The organism is Vibrio sp. SCSIO 43097 (assembly GCF_023650755.1).
GTDB lineage: Bacteria > Pseudomonadota > Gammaproteobacteria > Enterobacterales > Vibrionaceae > Vibrio > Vibrio alginolyticus.
Map to the genome: position 1 here is coordinate 1,616,780 of NZ_CP071841.1, position 18,280 is coordinate 1,635,059.

General features: G+C 44.4%; 16 protein-coding genes. 9 read left to right on the forward strand and 7 right to left on the reverse strand.

Annotated features, from left to right (window positions below; translation table 11 throughout):
* Positions 1 to 122 precede the first annotated feature (122 nt).
* Together J4N40_RS23665 and J4N40_RS23670 are read right to left on the reverse strand one after the other, a co-directional pair.
* A complete protein-coding gene (locus J4N40_RS23665) occupies positions 123 to 1,754 on the reverse strand; it encodes an ABC transporter ATP-binding protein (RefSeq protein WP_017635486.1) in 1,632 nt (543 codons plus the stop codon).
* Between the two features lie 85 nt (positions 1,755 to 1,839).
* On the reverse strand, positions 1,840 to 2,337 hold the full coding sequence (locus J4N40_RS23670) for a hypothetical protein (RefSeq protein WP_005375116.1): 498 nt from the start codon (positions 2,335 to 2,337) through the stop codon (positions 1,840 to 1,842).
* A gap of 187 nt (positions 2,338 to 2,524) precedes the next feature.
* Between J4N40_RS23670 and J4N40_RS23675 the strand changes: the two genes are divergently transcribed.
* The 3 genes from J4N40_RS23675 to J4N40_RS23685 all read left to right on the forward strand — a co-directional run bounded on the left by J4N40_RS23675 (position 2,525) and on the right by J4N40_RS23685 (position 8,164).
* The gene (locus tag J4N40_RS23675) at positions 2,525 to 4,885 is read left to right on the forward strand and encodes a Lon protease family protein (RefSeq protein WP_054574916.1); all 2,361 of its coding nucleotides are present in this window, start codon (positions 2,525 to 2,527) and stop codon (positions 4,883 to 4,885) included.
* 293 nt (positions 4,886 to 5,178) lie between these two features.
* Positions 5,179 to 6,807: a methyl-accepting chemotaxis protein gene (locus J4N40_RS23680; RefSeq protein ID WP_005375120.1), complete on the forward strand. Its 1,629-nt coding sequence runs from the start codon at positions 5,179 to 5,181 to the stop codon at positions 6,805 to 6,807.
* 397 nt (positions 6,808 to 7,204) lie between these two features.
* Positions 7,205 to 8,164 (forward strand): porin, encoded by a 960-nt coding sequence (locus J4N40_RS23685; protein WP_064354918.1) that lies wholly within the window; start codon positions 7,205 to 7,207, stop codon positions 8,162 to 8,164.
* Positions 8,165 to 8,288: 124 nt separating this feature from the next.
* Here the strand turns inward: J4N40_RS23685 and J4N40_RS23690 are convergent, their stop codons facing one another.
* Positions 8,289 to 9,035, reverse strand: a complete 747-nt coding sequence (locus J4N40_RS23690; protein ID WP_042521645.1) for a flagellar brake protein — start codon at positions 9,033 to 9,035, stop codon at positions 8,289 to 8,291.
* A gap of 127 nt (positions 9,036 to 9,162) precedes the next feature.
* Between J4N40_RS23690 and J4N40_RS23695 the strand changes: the two genes are divergently transcribed.
* Positions 9,163 to 9,438, forward strand: a complete 276-nt coding sequence (locus J4N40_RS23695) for a GNAT family N-acetyltransferase (protein WP_017635482.1) — start codon at positions 9,163 to 9,165, stop codon at positions 9,436 to 9,438.
* Complete coding sequence (locus J4N40_RS23700) at positions 9,435 to 10,412, forward strand: phosphotransferase (RefSeq protein ID WP_213915637.1); 978 nt, start codon at positions 9,435 to 9,437, stop codon at positions 10,410 to 10,412. The genes J4N40_RS23695 and J4N40_RS23700 overlap by 4 nt, the downstream gene beginning before the upstream one ends.
* Before the next feature lie 46 nt (positions 10,413 to 10,458).
* Here the strand turns inward: J4N40_RS23700 and J4N40_RS23705 are convergent, their stop codons facing one another.
* Positions 10,459 to 10,959, reverse strand: a complete 501-nt coding sequence (locus J4N40_RS23705; protein WP_017820512.1) for a GNAT family N-acetyltransferase — start codon at positions 10,957 to 10,959, stop codon at positions 10,459 to 10,461.
* 395 nt (positions 10,960 to 11,354) lie between these two features.
* Between J4N40_RS23705 and napG the strand changes: the two genes are divergently transcribed.
* The 4 genes from napG to J4N40_RS23725 all read left to right on the forward strand — a co-directional run bounded on the left by napG (position 11,355) and on the right by J4N40_RS23725 (position 14,848).
* Positions 11,355 to 12,125 (forward strand): ferredoxin-type protein NapG, encoded by a 771-nt coding sequence (napG, locus tag J4N40_RS23710; RefSeq protein WP_005383947.1) that lies wholly within the window; start codon positions 11,355 to 11,357, stop codon positions 12,123 to 12,125.
* Complete coding sequence (napH, locus tag J4N40_RS23715) at positions 12,125 to 12,979, forward strand: quinol dehydrogenase ferredoxin subunit NapH (RefSeq protein ID WP_053350046.1); 855 nt, start codon at positions 12,125 to 12,127, stop codon at positions 12,977 to 12,979. Before napG ends, napH begins: the two co-directional genes overlap by 1 nt.
* A 199-nt stretch (positions 12,980 to 13,178) precedes the next feature.
* Positions 13,179 to 14,360: an MFS transporter gene (locus tag J4N40_RS23720; RefSeq protein ID WP_005375129.1), complete on the forward strand. Its 1,182-nt coding sequence runs from the start codon at positions 13,179 to 13,181 to the stop codon at positions 14,358 to 14,360.
* A 206-nt stretch (positions 14,361 to 14,566) separates the two neighbouring features.
* Complete coding sequence (locus J4N40_RS23725) at positions 14,567 to 14,848, forward strand: YrhK family protein (RefSeq protein ID WP_025768568.1); 282 nt, start codon at positions 14,567 to 14,569, stop codon at positions 14,846 to 14,848.
* Between the two features lie 122 nt (positions 14,849 to 14,970).
* Here J4N40_RS23725 and J4N40_RS23730 read toward each other — a convergent pair whose 3' ends face one another.
* The 3 genes from J4N40_RS23730 to J4N40_RS23740 are packed head-to-tail and all read right to left on the reverse strand — an operon-like array spanning position 14,971 to position 18,101.
* Positions 14,971 to 15,810 (reverse strand): energy-coupling factor transporter transmembrane component T family protein, encoded by an 840-nt coding sequence (locus J4N40_RS23730; protein ID WP_005383942.1) that lies wholly within the window; start codon positions 15,808 to 15,810, stop codon positions 14,971 to 14,973.
* Positions 15,807 to 17,546, reverse strand: coding sequence for an ABC transporter ATP-binding protein (locus tag J4N40_RS23735; protein WP_047104520.1), 1,740 nt, complete (start codon positions 17,544 to 17,546; stop codon positions 15,807 to 15,809). The genes J4N40_RS23730 and J4N40_RS23735 overlap by 4 nt, the downstream gene beginning before the upstream one ends.
* Positions 17,547 to 17,552: 6 nt before the next feature.
* Positions 17,553 to 18,101 (reverse strand): ECF-type riboflavin transporter substrate-binding protein, encoded by a 549-nt coding sequence (locus J4N40_RS23740; RefSeq protein ID WP_005375133.1) that lies wholly within the window; start codon positions 18,099 to 18,101, stop codon positions 17,553 to 17,555.
* Positions 18,102 to 18,280 lie beyond the last annotated feature (179 nt).

Sequence of the window (18,280 nt, forward strand, 5' to 3'; positions counted from 1 at the left end):
TCTGACCCTTGAACCAACCAGTCTCGGCGGCCAAACCGAAAGGCAGCTACGCCATTCTTAAGACAAGATGAATTTATCACCTTTTCTTAATCCTAGTTTATGAATATGAAACTGTGATGAACCTAAGCCGCATTGTGCTGATTTTCACTGTTTTCAAGATCAAATGAGGCATCTATCAGTTTTTTCGTGTAGTCATTTTTAGGGTTTTGGAAAATCTTTTCGGCCGTACCTTGTTCCATGACCTCGCCCTTTTGCATGACTAGAACACGATCAGAGAGTGCTTTAACTACTGATAGATCGTGGCTAATAAACAAGTAGCCAATATTGTGTTTTTTCTGCAAATCTTTCAGAAGGTCAATCACTGTCAGTTGCACCGAGCGGTCTAATGCAGAGGTTGGCTCATCAAGCAGAATAAACGAAGGTTCAAGGATCAGTGCTCGCGCGATAGCAATACGCTGACGCTGGCCTCCTGAAAACTCGTGCGGATAACGGTTGATGGACGCGGGATCTAAGCGGACCTCACGGAGCACGTCGCGTGCTTTCTGCATACGTTCTTTTTTACTCAACATTGGTTGGTGGACAGTTAATCCTTCTGTGATGATCTCGCCGATAGTCATACGAGGAGAAAGCGAACCATAAGGGTCTTGGAATACCATCTGAACGTCTTTTTTCAGCTCAAAACGTTCTTTGTTTGTCAGCAAGGCCATATCTTGGCCTTTATATTCTATTTTGCCAGTTGAGGGCAGTAGACCTATCAAAGCTCGGCCGAGTGTAGACTTACCTGAACCGGACTCCCCAACGATCCCGAGGGTCTCTCCTTGTTTAAGCTCAAGAGAAATGCCTTTTACCGCTTCGAAGTACTCATTCTTGCTCGCAATAAAATGCGACTTTACCAAGAATTTGACTCGTATATCGTCGGCCTTTAACAGCTGTGTAGCACTTTCGCTAATAGGCTCCTTACTGCCTTTAGGAATCGAGTTGATTAGCATACGTGTGTATTCGTGCTTTGGGTCCTCGAAGAGTGTTTGCGTTTCGCCTTCTTCGACGACTTCTCCTTTACACATCACAATGACACGATCTGCAAAGTGTTTTACGACGCCTAAGTCATGAGTAATAAATAGGATTGCCATGCCCATCTGAGCCTGAATTTCTTTAATCAGGTGCAACACTTCTGCTTGAACCGTGACATCCAACGCCGTTGTTGGTTCGTCGGCGATCAAAATATCGGGCTCGTTAATCAGTGCCATCGCAATCATGATACGTTGCAATTGACCACCAGAAAATTCGTGTGGGTACTTGTTGTACGCTTTTTCTGGGTTTGGCATATGAACCAATTCAAACAGCTCTAACACCTTTGCTTTTGCTGTTCGTCTGTCGACCGGGCGGTGACACATGATGGCCTCAGCGACTTGGATACCCACCCGCATGTACGGGTTTAGTGAGGTCATCGGCTCTTGAAAAATCATGCCAATGCGATCACCGCGAATACTTTGCATTTCACGCTCTGTTTTATCCAAGATGGAGCTACCCTCAAACATGATGGATGAGCTTTCATGCAAAATAGCGTTGTCTGGCAGTAGTTTCATCAGTGCATTGGTTGATACTGACTTGCCAGAGCCAGATTCGCCAACGATGGACAGCGTCTCGCCTGCTTTTAAATCGAAGCTAACATTCTTTACTGCATCGACGATCCCATCGTTTGTCGTAAAGCTGACTGATAGGTTGTTCACCGAAAGAATGGTTTTAGAAGACATCACAGATCCTTGTGGTTGATAAAGCAAATGATACTCAAGTAATGGACAGCACAAACCTAGCTGGCCTCAATGCTTGAGCTTTAGATTAATTATACAGGTGAGAAGGCGAAGATTTTGCCGAACTCATTGCTTGCAAATGTAAGAACTGCTCATGCGCGCGCGTTACGTGCTCGAGTTCTATCATCCATTGAGCATTACGTTGGGCAGAGCAAAATGCCGCCATGTGAGCTAACAAGTCTTCGCTCTGTTGACCAAGTAGGTGACCTACGCGCTCAATCAGTTCATGGCTCTCTAGCTGCAAAAATTGAAATAGCGCGTAAGTTTGATTGAGTATTGAGAACGCATCATGTTGTAAGCCGAGTTTGTTGAGAATCTCTGATTGCGTCACGCTGGCATCTCTAAGCCCCGTAATGAGACATACAAACTGGCAAGGTTTAGTTTGTGCATTTTCTAGCGCTAAATGAATGTGGTTGGGTAGATTGTTGAGCACGTCGTCATATAAACGATGAGCTTCTGGCCAATGGCCTTGTTCCATCAGTTGCTCCGCTTTTAAGTAGCGCATCCAGCATTGCTCAATATTCATATCCATCTCCACAACATTTGATTTGTTTAGATATTAAATGAAATTGATTATCAATTGCAAGTGCGTGTTAATATCACTTATGTGTTCATAAAATGTCCAATCAATCTAGGGTGGAAGGTAAATCACTTAAAATTAAGCAAATAATCTCTACACTCAAATAACGAAAATAAGAAAAAAGGAAGTGGATATGGCAATACTAAGATTGGAAGCTAAGCAGCTATATTCTGTAGCAGATCTAGAGAATATGCCATGTAAGTCGACCAAGGAGTTACCTCCAATTGATGAAATCGTGGGCCAAGAGCGCGCGCAAAAAGCGGTCGAGTTTGCGATGTCCATCAAAGAGAAAGGGTATAACATCTACGCCATTGGTCAGAATGGGCTAGGTAAACGCACCATGATCTTGCGCTATCTGAATCGTCACCAACACGATGCAGCAGCCCTGTTTGATTGGTGTTACGTTGCGAACTTTGAGGATACCCGTACACCAAAGGTATTAAAGTTGCCTTGTGGTATCGGAAATAAGCTACGTGTTGATATTGAAGCTTTAATGGGCAAATTATTGAATGCTTTACCCCTAGCATTCGACAATGAAATGTACTTTAGCCGCGCTGAGCGATTAAAAAATCAATTGGCAGCTAAGCAACAAAACGAGCTGGATCGTATTAGTCGAGAGGCAAAAGAAAAGGGCATCAGCCTAACACTGACTACGCAGGGGGATTATCAGTTTGTCGCCATGAACGGTGATGAGCTTCATACGGAAGAGTCTTTTGATGTACTAAGCAAAAAAGAACAAGAGCAATTCAGCGATGCTATTGATGAACTCGAAGTGCGATTGCGCTCGATGGTTCGTGAGCTTACGGAGTGGGAAGAGACATACAGCGATAAAATCAAAAAGCTCAATGATGAAGTGACGCTTGATGTGATTACTCACTTCATCAAAAAACTCAAAGTGGATTACGCGCAATATTCCGAAATCAAAACCTACTTAACTGAGCTGCAAAAAGATATTGTTGAAAACGCAGATATCTTCCTTGACCAAAGTGGCGAGCAAGGCGAAATTGCGACGGCATCCTTGGATAAAAAGTTGCCACGTCGTTATAAAGTGAACGTCTTGGTAAGCCGTAAAAGCAGCGAATTTCCTATCGTTGTTGAAGAAAATCCCAATTATCATTCACTCTTCGGGTCGATTGAGACTGCCACTTTCAAGGGAACGGTGTTTACCGACTTCTCGCTGATTCGTGCAGGGAGCTTGCATAAGGCGAATGGCGGCGTTCTATTAATGGATGCTCAGAAAGTACTTGAACAGCCTTACGTTTGGGATGGTTTGAAGCGCGCATTGCGTGCTCGTCAATTGAGTTTTACGTCTCTAGAAAAAGAAGTCACATTGACGGGGGCGGTATCACTCGATCCTGAACCGATTCCGCTTGATATCAAAATTATCTTATTTGGTGATTACCGAACTTACCAATTACTCCAACATTACGATCCAGAGTTCAGCGAGCTGTTCCGTGTGACGGCAGATTTCGAAGATGAAATGAAACGTACGCCGGAGTCTGAGCTGCATTACGCGCGCTTTATCTCTAGCGTGGTGCATGACAACAATATGCTGCATTGCGATCGTAAAGCCATTGCTCGGATCATCGAATACAGCTCACGTTTGTCTGGCGACCAATCCAAGCTATCTCTACATTCGGCTAATATCGCCAACTTGCTTCGAGAGTCGAACTACGTTGCTCGTCAAGCCAACTCTAACATGATCCGTATTGGGCATGTTGAAGAGGCGCTCAATAACCAAGAAATGCGAGTAAGCCGATTACGCGATAACGTAATGGAAACCTTTATTAACGGCACAACGCTGATTCGCACCGAAGGAGAAGCCGTAGGCCAAGTGAACGCACTTTCGGTATTGAGCACTAGTGACTACATGTTTGGTGCACCGAATCGCATCACAGCGACGACGTGTTACGGTGATGGGGAGGTTATCGATATCGAGCGAAGCGTGGATTTGGGAGGCAGTATTCACTCTAAGGGCGTGATGATTTTGTCTGCCTACTTATCTTCCGTATTTGGTAAAACGGCACGAGTGCCATTAACTACAACCATTACCTTTGAGCAATCTTATGGTGGTGTTGATGGTGATAGTGCCAGCATGGCTGAGTTATGTGCGGTTGTGTCTGCTTTTTCAAAGCAACCAAACCGACAAGACATTGCGATAACAGGGTCGATGAATCAATTTGGCCAAGCTCAGCCTATTGGTGGCGTAAACGAAAAGATCGAAGGATTTTATGATGTGTGTGTAATTAAAGGTCGTCATGACGGGCAGGGGGTCATTATTCCGCGCTCTAATGTTCACAATCTAATGCTTCGTTCCGACATCGTGAAAGCAGTCGAAAAAGGCGAGTTTAATATTTGGGCGATTGACCATGTTACTGAAGCTATCGAATTGTTTACGGGGAAAGTTGCTGGTGAGCCAACCGATGAAGGCTCTTATCCAATCGATACCATTTTTGGCCTTGCCCAAGCCAAGCTCAATTCGTTGAGAAAATAGGCTGAAACCGTCCTAAATGTGAATGTATCTCATCATAAGTGATCATAATTTATCATAACGATAATATTCCGACACCACTGTCGGGATATTGTCAATAACAGATTGAAAATGGAGAGTTTTTGTACTAGACAAAAGTGTGATCGACCTCTAATATTCGCCACTTGTTTATTCGTCTGGGATTTATCCCGTCGCAAGGAAGCATAGATATTCAAACTGCCGAAAAGTAACGTTGTTATAAGCACAGCTCGAGTTTGTTTGGATATAGACATCACGCATACAACTGAGGCCCTGTCATGCAGTTATCACTGAAAAATTTGTCAGTACGAACGCAAATTTTGGTTCCGGTATTATTTACCGCGATTGTTTTGTTTATTGCTCTTTGGATTACTAAAAACAATCTTCAAGCAGAGCAAGATGTTATTGCTTCCAACCAAGAATCTTTGGTTTTTCACAAAGACACATTGGCGAGTATTGACGACCAAATTTACCCTCTGCGCATAAGCGCGGTTTACGCTATTTACGATGCTTCTCGTCGTGAGAATTTTCTAACCGAATTGAAAGAAGGCTTAAAGCAAGTTGATGCCGATTTAAGCGCAATTGAAGCCCGAAATCTATTCCGTGACGATGCCGTTAAAGTTCGCCAAGCAATTGAATCCTATGTGCGATATTCAGAGCGCTCAGTTGCTTTCTTCAACCAATACGATCAAGGTTTGAAATCGGATAGCGAGTACCGTGCATTTGTTAAAGAGTATCGCAATGTTGGCCGAGAAATGGTCCAACAAATTAACACGCTATCAAAGCATGTAAACGAGCAAGCTGAACAATCTACTATCAGAAGCCATCAGCAAAATGAACGTGTGCAAAATAACGCTATGTTGACGGTTTTAGCGGTATTTGCTTTCTCATTGATAGGCGCTTGGTTCCTATCTGGCATGATTGTTACACCAATCCAAAAACTGCAAGAAGTGATGCGTCAGTTAGCAATGGGTAATCTATCAGTACGTGCAGATGTCGATGGGGACAATGAGATCTCTAAGCTGAGCAAAGATGTAAACCAAACCGCAGAGCAGTTATACAACACTGTGGACCAGTTAACCCGTATTAGTGAGGAAGTTGCATCTGCATCGACCGAATTGGCTGCGGTAATGACGCAAGCGGAAGCGAACGCTCAACAAGAGTTGGCGGAGATCGAGCAAGTTGCATCTGCGGTTAATGAGCTTGCAAGCACTGCGAATAATGTGAGTGATAACGCGACCTCTGCTGACGCAACTGCGCGTGAAGCTGATGGACTTGCTCAATCAGGTTTGGCCATCTTCCAAGAAAGTGCGGAAGCAAGTGCGCAAATGTCTCAAGCATTGAACGATGCAGCGCAAGTTGTTTTGCGTCTAAAAGAGCAATCTGTACAGATCAACGATGTTATTGAAGTGATTCGCGGCGTATCTGAGCAGACCAACTTGCTAGCATTGAATGCTGCGATTGAAGCGGCGCGAGCTGGTGAGTCTGGTCGTGGTTTTGCGGTAGTAGCTGATGAAGTACGCATGCTAGCAGCTCGTACTCAAGACTCGACACAAGAGATCCAAACGATCATTGAAGAGCTTCAAGCGCAGTCTGGGCTGGCGAATGACAGTATGCAAGTCAGCCTTGATATGCTTAGCCGCAACAACGAGCTGACGCAACAAGCGAATGAAGCGTTGGTTGGAATTACCGAGTCGGTCGCCAACATCAACGATTCAAACACGCAAGTAGCAACCGCAGCCGAAGAGCAGTCTCAAGTTACTCAAGATATCAATCGCAACGTGGTTAACATGTCGGAGCTTGTAAACCAAAACGTAGCGGGCATCAGCCAAAGTGCAAGTGCGAGTACTGAGCTTTCATTACTTGCAGAGAAGCAGAAAGAGCAATTAAGTTTCTTTAAGCTTTAATTCATCATCTACTTATCAAATCTCTAAATCCCTGAGTGAATGCTCAGGGATTTTTTTGTTTGTAATAATCGGATTTATTATCAATAAGTCTATCTAAAACAGTCAGTTAACAAGATTTTTTTGCGGGCAATATCACGTTTTGTGATATTGTTTTTACATTTTTTTCGTCAATTTTTTTTTGACGCGAACATTTTTTTTAACTCAACCGATAACTTGATGGTTGAGAGGTATTCATATCGTCATTTTAAGTGGTGTTTTCTTCTATAAGTGCTGTTTATTCAACACGTTGCGTGAAAAATAACAGCTGCTACTATGCCGCCAGTTTTCTCGTTGGTACAGAAAAGTCCTGTTTTTCTGGTGAGAAAACACATATAAAACAATGATATGGAAAATAACAATGAAATTAAAAACTTTAGCTGTAGCAGTGGCGCTAATGGCATCAGGATCTCAAGTTGTCGCTTCAGAACTATACAACCAAGATGGCACTTCTCTTGAGATGGGCGGCCGCGCTGAAGCGCGTCTTTCTATGATGGATGGTAAGGCAGAAGACCGTACTCGCATCCGTCTTAACTTCCTAGGCAAACAGGAAATCAATGAAAACCTATACGGCGTTGGTTTTTGGGAAGGTGAGTTCAAAACAAAAGAAGAAGGTGCCGTAGATAACAATAGTGATCTTGAAACTCGTTACGCTTATGCAGGTCTGGGTGGCAAATACGGTGAAGTAACTTACGGTAAAAACGACGGCGCACTAGTGGTTCTTACTGACTTTACTGACATTATGGCTTACCACGGTAACACAGCAGCACTTAAACTGCCTGTTTCTGACCGTACAGATAACATGCTGTCTTACAAAGGCCAATTCGAGCAACTAGCTGTACGCGCTAGCTACCGTTTTGCTGATCGCACAACAGATGCACAAGGCTTTACAGACAACGAGGAAGATGGCTTCTCTCTATCTGGTGTTTACGCGTTTGCTAACACTGGTTTTGAACTAGGTGCTGGTTACGCAGATCAAAACGACAGCGATGAGTTCATGCTGGTAGCTGCATACTCTGTAGGTGACTTCTACTTCGCTGGTAACTACACTGGCGCGGATATGGATGTTGCAGGTAAGACTTTTGATTACAAAGGCTACGAACTAGCCGCTGCTTACACTATGGGTCAAACTGTATTCACTTCTACGTTCAACAAAGGTGAACTAGAAGACGCAGATACTGTAGAAAACCTAGCTGTTGATGTAACTTACTACTTCAAGCCTAACTTCCGTGGCTACGCATCATACAACTTCGATCTAATGGATAACGAAGGCGCGGCTGAAAAAGATGAGCTAGCGCTAGGTCTACGTTACGACTTCTAAGTCATGACTCTTATCTAAGATACTGCCTTATTCTTAGTAAATAAAAACCCCTTACTGAAAAGTAAGGGGTTTCTTGTTTTCTAGCACTTCAAAGCTTCTTGATAAGCGATAGGGGTGATCAAATCTATCTTTTTAGTGTGAGCTTAGTACCATCAAATTTGAGGTGACTGAGGAGGTTTTTAGCGTTGTTTTTACCAACCTCATCAAACTCCATTCCGTAGCGAGCATAGTGCGTTGATTTTTGTAAATTACAAATACGACCTCGCAACGGCGCTAGCATACGACTTTCTCCGGGCATCGTTAGATCCAATGAAACGTGGTCACCAACCTGAAGTGGCCGGCTCATTGGTGATGTTACAAAACGACAGCCACTACGAGATAAATCTCTTATTTCGCATTCAGTTCGATAGGCTTCTAAACAAACGCGCGCTCTCAAATTTACTTCGTAACGCACTTCTTTGCGAAGCTGAAAGACCTGCATAGTGTTGGGTAGGTCTAGCACCAAAATTGGGTACGGATCGCCTAGTCGATGCTGTAATTGGGCCCGAAATGGGATAACGGCCCCTTCACCTCGATGAGAGTAGGCTTTTACATTGATCCAAAAGCCTTCTTGAAAATAGAACTTCAAGTCTTCATCGGAGATGTTCGGAACCTCTATCAATGCAGTATTATTTGAGTGACAGCCAACAAATGTGCTGGTTGTAATAAACTTTGTACCAACGGGGGTGGTGACGTTTAAGCTCACTTCACTGCCATGTTCGACCATTGCCATTGCATCGGTGCTATTTAATGTACTTGCCTGACGTTCTGGTGCCTTCTTGCTTTGCAGAGGTAGCTTGCCGTCTCTGGCAATTGGGCTCATATTTCTCATTATAATTGTCGTACCTGATGTAAGAAGGTAATCGCGTGAGGCGAAGCAGCACTCTCGCATGGTATCGATTTTATTCAGTGATATAGTTTGATTCAATCAATCTGTAACAAAAATTAGAGAGCAAGATATGCATAAAGTAACTCATGAGACCACGAATAGTACATTCTGGGTTGATTTAGAGCAGGGTTATAAAGCCAAGGTGATTTATCAGCTTAAGGGTAATGTCATGCACATTACATCAACGGTTGTTCCTGAAGCACTGCGAGGTAAGGGGTACGGAAAAGTGATGATGGAAGCGGTGTTGCCAGAAATTGAGTCACTCGGTTATCAAATCAAACCAGTTTGCCCATATGTTATTCACTATATGGAGAAGAACCAAACGTGGTCACATCTGCTCGCATGATGAGTAACAACCACCAACGCTACCAAACTATTGGCCAGGAACTCAATCTCGGTAATTACCGCTCTGTAGAAGTCATACAATCGCTATGGGGAGGCTATGGGGAGTTAGTCCGAGTTACTTATTCACTTCGTTCGGTGATCATTAAGCATGTAAAACTCCCTAAGCCTTCAGAGCATCCTAGAGGCTGGAATACGGACCATTCTCATCAAAGAAAGTTGCACTCTTATCAGGTGGAAGTAAATTGGTATGAGTATTTTTCCGGAGGGGTGGATACTCGCTGCCGAGTACCACAAGGTCTAAAAACGTTCCAATCGGAGAATGAATGGCTCATTGTGATGGAAGATCTCGCCGAGGTGGGCTTTCCAAAAGTCATCACAGATGCACAGCTAAAGCATCTACAAGCCTGCCTCACTTGGTTGGCGAACTTTCATGCGCGATACATCGATGTTCGTTCGGATAAGTTGTGGCATATCGGTACATACTGGCACTTAGCAACCAGACCCGACGAGCTTGAAGCATTGCAAGACACTGAGCTACAAAATGCGGCTCAATTGATTGATCAAACGCTTTCGCAAGCTAAGTTTAAAACACTAGTACACGGTGATGCCAAATTGGCGAACTTCTGTTTTGATGAAGAAGAATCAAACGTTGCTGCGGTTGACTTTCAATACGTTGGATGTGGGTGTGCCATGAAAGATGTGGCACTGTTTATGAGTAGTGCCGTTAAGCCAGAACGTTGTGCAGAGATGGAAGTTTGGGTTTTGGATACGTATTTTGCTCAGTTGCAACACGCGCTAATGGGCTATCAACCGAATCTTGACCCTAATGAAGTCGAGCGTGAATGGCGTCCTTTGTTTGCTGTGGCTTGGGCAGACTTTCAGCGATTTGTGAAAGGTTGGAGTCCCGACCACTGGAAGATCAATCCCTACACAGAAGCATTGACTCGCAGAGCGTTGGCTTACTTACGAAAGTGAGTCGAAGTTTAAAAAGAAAAGCCTCCAATTAGTAGGAGGCTTTGTTTTATCTTTGGCCTGGTCTGATGCGCGCCATGTAATAGGTATTGATGAATTCACCATCACGGAAGGAACCGTCAATCGCTTCACCCTCAATTTGAAATCCATGCTTTTTATAAAGCCCAATGGCGGCGTCGTTATCGGCATTGACCTCTATCTGAATTCTTCTCACATTTAACCAGTTATCTGCTAGTTCAGTGACTGTTTCTATCAATTTGCTACCAATACCGAGTCCGTGGAAACTATCATGTACTCCGATGCCAAACGATGCCGTGTGCATCGTTCTTGGACGTAGAGAGTGGTGAAAGCCAATATTTCCGACGACTTTACCATCAATTTCAGCGACATAGCTATAAACACCATCAGGTATGTTTGACAATCTTTCCACCCACATCGCGAGCGAAGGCTTTGGGAGTTGCAGGGTTTCACGTTGTGCTTTTGGTTGTGAATAGATTTCTACGAGTGCCGCTGCGTCTTCGACGGTCGTTGGACGTACGATAATTTCCATGCCTCTCTCCTTCGCTTTTTAGTTTTAATTTTTAATCTAACCACAGTTTTCTTATTTGGATAGTGTTTTTTTATGTTTAATGGATAAATGCCTTTTAAATTAGCTTGTTATGATGTCATTTTTTGAATTTTTAGTGGTGATTTATCATCGAATTGAGCGAGTAGATTGCAAAGGTGTTGAATTATTGTACTGAGAATGGCGCGTACTGCAGAGTATCGTGGTGAATTTCATGTCGCAGTAAATAAACGCATTTAGTCAAACTGTGACGACGGCACTGTGCGTCAGTTGACTTGAATCAATAGAGGGTGGGGTTACCTCCTATGAGGTATAGGGAAACGACACGTTTAGGGCTATTTATGCTTAACTTGATAAGGGAGTTTTGTTGAGGAAATAGCATGAAATCCTCTCAGTCTAAAATATCGCAAAGTCGGCGCCGATTTTTGCGTGATACAGCTCGAACTGCGGCTGGTGTTGGCGCAGCTGCGTGTGTATTGGGCTTACAATCGCTACAAAGCCAAGCTCGAGAAACCAAAGGTGTGCCTATTCGTCCGCCTGGTGCACTGCCGGAAGGCGATTTCGAATCAGCTTGTATTCGATGTGGCTTGTGTGTTCAGGCATGTCCTTACGATACCTTGAAACTTGCGACATTACTTTCACCCGTCGCGACTGGCTCACCTTACTTTACTGCACGCGATATTCCCTGCGAAATGTGCGAAGACATTCCTTGTGTTGTCGCTTGTCCGAGTGGGGCGCTGGATCCGAAACTAACCGATATTGATGATGCTCGAATGGGTACAGCGGTTCTTATTGACCATGAAACTTGCCTTAACTGGCAAGGGTTACGATGCGACGTTTGTTATCGCGTTTGTCCGCTGATTGATGAAGCCATCACATTAGAGATGGTTCACAACGACCGAACCGGTTATCACGCCAAACTTATCCCAACAGTGAATTCCGAAGTGTGTACCGGATGCGGTAAGTGTGAACAAGCGTGCGTGTTGGATGTCGCTGCTATTAAAGTCGTCCCGACGGATTTGGCGAAAGGCAAAGTGGGCAGCCACTACAATTTTGGTTGGAAAGAGATCGACAAACCACTCGAAAATATCCTCCCTAGTGAGACGCCTGTACCGGAAGGTGCGCTTGAATCGCTAAAAGGAGGTAAGTAATGGCAAAGAATTTAGCTCAAAATGCTGGCAAAGAAGCGCTTGAAAAGCTTGGTTGGTGGCGCGCGCATCGGTTTTTGATTTTACGTCGGCTATGTCAGTTCACCATCATTGCGCTGTTTATGGCTGGGCCGACGCTGGGAATTCTAACTGGTAATCTGTCATCAAGTATGTTGCTCGATACCGTGCCGTTAAGTGACCCGTTAATTGTGCTTCAAGCTTTGGCGACAGGGCATGTTCCGGAGTTTAATGCGTTGTTAGGCGTAGTGATTGTCGTTGCGTTTTACGCGATTTTGGCGCCGCGCGCATTTTGTGCTTGGGTGTGCCCGTTGAACATCGTGACAGACTTGGCGGCGTGGTTGCGTCGAAAGTTCAACATTAAAGCGAGCTATCGTTGGTCTCCCATGATTCGTTATTGGCTGATCCCTGTTTTGATGTTGGGCAGTGCGCTATCTGGCGCGATTCTTTGGACATGGTTAGATCCAGTTGCGGCACTGCATCGCGGGTTGGTGTTTGGTATGGGCGCAGGTTGGGTGCTAATCGCCCTAGTGTTTGTGTTGGATTTACTCTTGGTTGAGCATGGGTGGTGTGGGCACTTATGTCCACTGGGGGCTACCTATGGCGTGATAGGCCGAAAAAGCCTGTTGCGCGTTACTGCTGTTCGGCGCGAAGATTGCACCAAATGCATGGATTGCTTTTACATTTGCCCAGAACCAGAAGTGCTTCGGCAGCCTTTGAAAGAGGGAGATCGTCGAGTTATGGATCAAAACTGCATTAGCTGTGGCCGTTGTTTGGATGTGTGTCCAGAACATGTGTTTGAATTTAAAAATCGCCTATCAGTAAAAGTCATTGATTAAGCCACTGAGCACATTTACTCATGCTTTAGTTCTCTTGATACTTGAACATCGCGCTTAGCCAAGGAATTGAGTGCGATGTTTATCTTCATAACAATATTCCTCAGCCATATCAGCTTGCTCTGGGTTGAAAATAATAATGATATTGCGAATTTGTTACATTTAAAGCTATGATGATGCCTTCATATTTAAAGGAAACATCATGACTACCTCATCGCACGGCTGGAGAACGCCGCAAAATTTCCTCCTGTTAATTTCCATTATCGTGCCCATTGCTTTTTCTACCTGGATGGCGTTGTTGAACAACTTTGTTATAGAGAAAGCAAACTTTGATGGTGCCGACATAGGCCTATTGCAAAGTGTGCGCGAAATTCCGGGTTTTTTGGCCTTTACCGCCGTGTTTGTATTGCTGTTTATCCGAGAGCAACGCTTTATGCTCGTATCTTTGGCGATGCTTACGCTTGGTACGGCATTAACAGGTTATTTTCCCACTTTGTACGGTCTACTTTTTACAACCTTGTTAATGTCCACCGGCTTCCATTACTTTGAAACACTCAAGCAGTCTTTGTCTTTACAATGGCTATCTAAAGAAGAAGCGCCAGAAATGCTGGGTAAGTTTATTTCTGTTGGAGCTTTGGCTTCTCTGTTTACCTACGGCGCCATTTGGGTTTCGCTCGAACAGCTCAAACTTGATTTTAAAACGGTCTATTTAATGGCTGGTGGTTTAGGTTTTGTGCTCATTTTGGTGATGGCATTTGCCTTCCCACAATTTAAGACAAAAGTGCCTCAGAACAAGAAGCTCATCCTGCGTAAACGTTACTGGTTATACTATGCGCTTACGTTTATGAGTGGAGCACGCCGTCAAATTTTTACGGTGTTCGCTGGTTTCTTGATGGTAGAAAAGTTTGGTTACTCCGCCGCAGATATTACGTTGCTGTTCCTGATTAACTATGTCTTTAACTTCTTGTTTGCGAAGCGAATAGGCCGTTTTATCGGCGTTGTAGGTGAGCGCAAAGCGTTGATGTTTGAATACGTCGGTTTGATCTTCGTGTTTGTCGGGTACGGTTTGGTGCAAACGGCTGAGTGGGCGGCAGCATTGTATGTTGTCGATCATCTATTTTTCGCGTTAGCGCTTGCGATTAAAACCTACTTCCAGAAAATTGCCGACCCAGCAGATATGGCGTCGACCGCGGGCGTTGCGTTTACGATTAACCATATTGCGGCGGTTGTAATACCTGTTACGTTTGGTGTGATTTGGCTGGTTTCACCTGCTAGCGTATTTTACATCGGCGCTGGTATGGCAGCAGTGAGCTTGCTGTTGTCACTCAATATTCCAGCGAAGCCGGAAGAAGGCAACGAAACTCGCTTGTTGAAGTGGAGTTAAGTTGGTACTCACTATCTAATCATTAAAGCGAATACCTGTAATTAGACTCGCTAAAAAGGGTGCTTATGCGCCCTTTTCTTTTTATTGCAAATAGATAATCCCTCCAATGGTTGTCAATGCATGCCACGTCCGTTAGGGTTTAGAACTAAGTATTTCGAAATAACTTGGGCGTAACTGACGCGAAACAATAAGAGGGGAGCTATACAGTGCAGATACATGGCAGAGAGTTGGATTTAGATCTAGGAAGCCGTCACATCGTTATTCAGCGCCGCTATGAGGCGTTAGGTGCTGCAAACGACCTACTCATTGCTATTTGGTTTTTAATTGGTAGCTTTTTCTTTTTGAATGATTCGTTGATTGAAAGTGGTACTTGGCTTTTCATTGTAGGCAGTGCGCAGTTGATCATTAAGCCCCTGATAAAACTGATGAGTTTAGTTCATGTTGGTCGTTTGAATAAGCAACTTTCTGGCACATCAGCGAGCCGCTGAAATTACCGCTTCTTTTGAATACTTGCAAGCAAGAAGCCAACAGGCGAGTTATCGAGGGGAAAGACGGAAGATAACGTGGTCACAACACTAACCACGTTATGTTCAGTTTGAAGCTTCAGAATTTAAAACGGATACCAGAACAGTTGTGTGTCCATCACACGCTTGCTGATCGCAGCAATCACTATCACCGCAATCCCAGCCATGCAGATCATATCGGCTTTGGTCAGTGGTTTTAAGCTGTACCAAGTGCGAGAGGAGTGGCGGCCAAAACCACGTAGCGTCATCGCGTTTGAGATTTGATCGGCTCTGTCTAAACTAGAGAAAATCAGAGGTCCAAGAATCTTCGCGACGTTCTTCATACGATTGAACAACGGAGCCTTCTTGCTCAGTTCTACTCCGCGTGCTTGTTGCGCGTGCATGATGTTAACAAAGTCCTTTTTCACTTCCGGCAAGTAGCGCAGCGTTAAGCTTACGGCATAGGCGATTTTGTAAGGTACACCCAAGCGGTTCAAGCTGGCTGAAAACTCCGTCGGGTGAGTGGTAAATACAAACACCAACGCGATTGGAAACATGCTGAAGTATTTCAACGTCACTGTTACTAGGTAAAACAACGTCTCTTGAGTGAGCGAGTAATTACCGGGTAACGAGAGTAAAACCGTTGATGAGCCCATGAATTCAGTACCTTGTTGCGGTGCTAACGCGAACATAAACAGGGCATTGATCAGTAATACCGTGCCTGTACCGAATAACAGCGGTTTGTAGACATGAAAGGGCACTTTGGTCATTTTCAGTAAGCCTAAACCAAGCACGATCAACAGTGCGATGATTCGCAAGTCAAATGTGGTCAACACCACCGTTACCCAAGCAATGAAAAGCAAGAACTTAGTAATGCCATTCAACTTATGAAGTGGTGATTGGGTATCGATGTAGTTGATACCAAACTTCATCTTATTGTCTTTCATGCCACCGCTTTCTCTAGTTGGTTTACGTCGTCGCTTTTTTGTTGGCGGTGCGCTTTTTCTACATTGATAAAGTGCTGCATAAAGCCATTGGTGTCTTCGATGCCAACTTTCGTAGCCAACTCAAACAGACTTGTTGTGGTGAGGTTTGCTTGGTCTAGTAGCTCTGGACTGCTGAATACCTGCGTCATTGGTGCATCCGCGACTAATTTACTGTCTGCAATCACGATAGAGCGCGTGGTGTATTCCAGCACTAAATGCATGTCATGAGAGATGATCATCACGGTTACGCCCAACTCGCGATTGAGCTTTTCGATGAAACTCAGCATAGACGTGTAGTTTCGATAGTCCTGACCTGCCGTCGGTTCATCAAGGATCAGAAGCTCTGGTTCCAATACCAAAATTGACGCAATGGTTACGCGCTTTTTCTGGCCGTAGCTCAATGCTTCGATTGGCCAGTGGCGGTATTTGCTCAAACCGCACAGCTCAAGGACTTCAAGTACTTTAGCTTCGATTTGTTTCTCTTCAACGCCACGATTACGGAGGCCGAAGGCCACTTCGTCGAAAATCATGTGATGGGAAATCATGTGATTCGGGTTTTGCATCACCACGCCCACTTTCTGGCTGCGCTCGAAGATGGTCAGTTCGTTAAGATCTTGACCATTCATACTCATTGAGCCGCTATCCGCTTCAATAACGCCCATAATCAGTTTGGTGATGGTCGATTTACCCGAGCCATTTTTGCCAAGTACAGAGACAAACTCGCCACGCTTGATGTCAAAACTCACGTCTTCTAACGCGTTTTTCTCACCGTCGTAAGAATAGGTGAGGCCACGGACTTCAAGCAAAGTCTCGGCTGGCGTTTTGGGCGGTTGTGCTGTTGAACCATCAAACCATGCTTGTACTGCCGGTTTATATTGCTCCAACGGTAAGGTAGTTAAGCTAGAAGGTTTTGCATCGCCCTCAATCGCGCAGCCTGCTTCTTTCAGTGCTGAAATATAAAGCGGTTCGCGGATGCCGTAATCTTCTAGCAAAGGCGACGCTAAAATTTCATCTGGCGTTGTATCGGCAATGATTTTGCCGCTTTCCATCAAGATAATACGGTCAACTGAGCAATGCAGAACGTCTTCAAGACGATGCTCAATGATTACGATGGTTTTGCCCGTTTCGCGGTGTAGATCATCGATGATCTCGATGGTTTTTTTACCCGTTTTAGGGTCAAGCGCAGCTAGTGGTTCATCAAACAAAAGGATATCGACATCATCGACGAGAATGCCCGCCAAAGAAACACGCTGTTTCTGCCCGCCAGATAAATCGTGGGGTGAGCGTTCTAGCATCTGTTCCAAGTCGACCATTTTGGCCGTGGCTTTGACCAATGGGTACATGTCGATATTTGAAGTTAGCTGGTTCTCCAGCGCAAATGCAATGTCTTCGCCAATGCTCAAACCGACAAATTGGCTGTCCGTATCTTGCAGTACGGTGCCAACTTGCTCAGTGTATTGGTGCATGTCGAAAGGGGCGGTGTCTTGACCATTGATGGTCAATGTTCCACTGGTTTCCCCTTTGATTGCGTGTGGGATCAGTCCGTTAAGACATTGCCCAAGGGTAGATTTACCACTACCACTTGGACCGATAATGACGATTTTCTCTCCTTTCTCTATCCTTAGATTGATATTTTTTAGCGTCGGTTTGTCCAGCGACTCATATCTAAAAGAGAAGTTAGAAAATTCGATTGTCATTCGACATTAAGCCTCTGTTAAGTTACGGCTTTGCTTGTTACGTTTAGCGACAGACTTAAGAATGAAGAAGCCAACAATAGCAATAAGAATGGTGTTACCGATCGCGATAATAGAAAGCTGGGTAAACACTTTAGTGAACGGTTCTGCGTATAAAATCGTGTCGAGGAATGCAGAGCAACCGTAACCAAATACGTTGCCTAATAGCGCAAGTACTACGAATAACGCGAAGTCTTTCATATTGAAATCACCTTTCTCCAAACGGTAGCGCGTTAGAGAAGGGAATAGACCGATAATCAAACCAACAATACCTGAACCAAGTACCCAAGTGAGCCATACGCCCCAACCTGCAAATAGGTCAGTAACCCAGTGACCAATAAAACCAACCAAGAAGCCAACAAGTGGTCCAAATAGTACTGAGAACAATGCTAATACTGCCATTGCTGGTTTTAGCGTTGTGTTTGCAAACACAGGGATGCCAAACATAGGTAAGCCGCCGATACCGTAAAGAGCAGCACCGATTGCAATAACCACAACAGTTTTAGCGGAAAGATTCATAGATAACCTCAGTTCAATAGTCGATTTTAAAGAACGTTCATTTATATTGTTGGAAAGCGTTAGTTATTTGATTGTGTAACATATATTCAAAACAACCAAGCTGCTTATTGTTTGCTCTATTTTTCTTCAGGAAATGTGTGATTTGATTCACGCATCCCTTTGACTGGCTTTGGTTTTAG

Coding starts and splice junctions, on each gene's coding strand:
- napH (WP_053350046.1), top strand. CDS start 12,125: ATGGCAAAGAATTTAGCTCAAAATGCTGGCAAAGAAGCGCTTGAAAAG.
- J4N40_RS23685 (WP_064354918.1), top strand. CDS start 7,205: ATGAAATTAAAAACTTTAGCTGTAGCAGTGGCGCTAATGGCATCAGGA.
- J4N40_RS23675 (WP_054574916.1), top strand. CDS start 2,525: ATGGCAATACTAAGATTGGAAGCTAAGCAGCTATATTCTGTAGCAGAT.
- J4N40_RS23705 (WP_017820512.1), bottom strand. CDS start 10,959: ATGGAAATTATCGTACGTCCAACGACCGTCGAAGACGCAGCGGCACTC.
- J4N40_RS23690 (WP_042521645.1), bottom strand. CDS start 9,035: ATGAGAAATATGAGCCCAATTGCCAGAGACGGCAAGCTACCTCTGCAA.
- J4N40_RS23700 (WP_213915637.1), top strand. CDS start 9,435: ATGATGAGTAACAACCACCAACGCTACCAAACTATTGGCCAGGAACTC.
- J4N40_RS23695 (WP_017635482.1), top strand. CDS start 9,163: ATGCATAAAGTAACTCATGAGACCACGAATAGTACATTCTGGGTTGAT.
- J4N40_RS23665 (WP_017635486.1), bottom strand. CDS start 1,754: ATGTCTTCTAAAACCATTCTTTCGGTGAACAACCTATCAGTCAGCTTT.
- J4N40_RS23735 (WP_047104520.1), bottom strand. CDS start 17,546: ATGACAATCGAATTTTCTAACTTCTCTTTTAGATATGAGTCGCTGGAC.
- J4N40_RS23670 (WP_005375116.1), bottom strand. CDS start 2,337: ATGAATATTGAGCAATGCTGGATGCGCTACTTAAAAGCGGAGCAACTG.
- J4N40_RS23680 (WP_005375120.1), top strand. CDS start 5,179: ATGCAGTTATCACTGAAAAATTTGTCAGTACGAACGCAAATTTTGGTT.
- J4N40_RS23720 (WP_005375129.1), top strand. CDS start 13,179: ATGACTACCTCATCGCACGGCTGGAGAACGCCGCAAAATTTCCTCCTG.
- napG (WP_005383947.1), top strand. CDS start 11,355: ATGAAATCCTCTCAGTCTAAAATATCGCAAAGTCGGCGCCGATTTTTG.
- J4N40_RS23740 (WP_005375133.1), bottom strand. CDS start 18,101: ATGAATCTTTCCGCTAAAACTGTTGTGGTTATTGCAATCGGTGCTGCT.
- J4N40_RS23730 (WP_005383942.1), bottom strand. CDS start 15,810: ATGAAAGACAATAAGATGAAGTTTGGTATCAACTACATCGATACCCAA.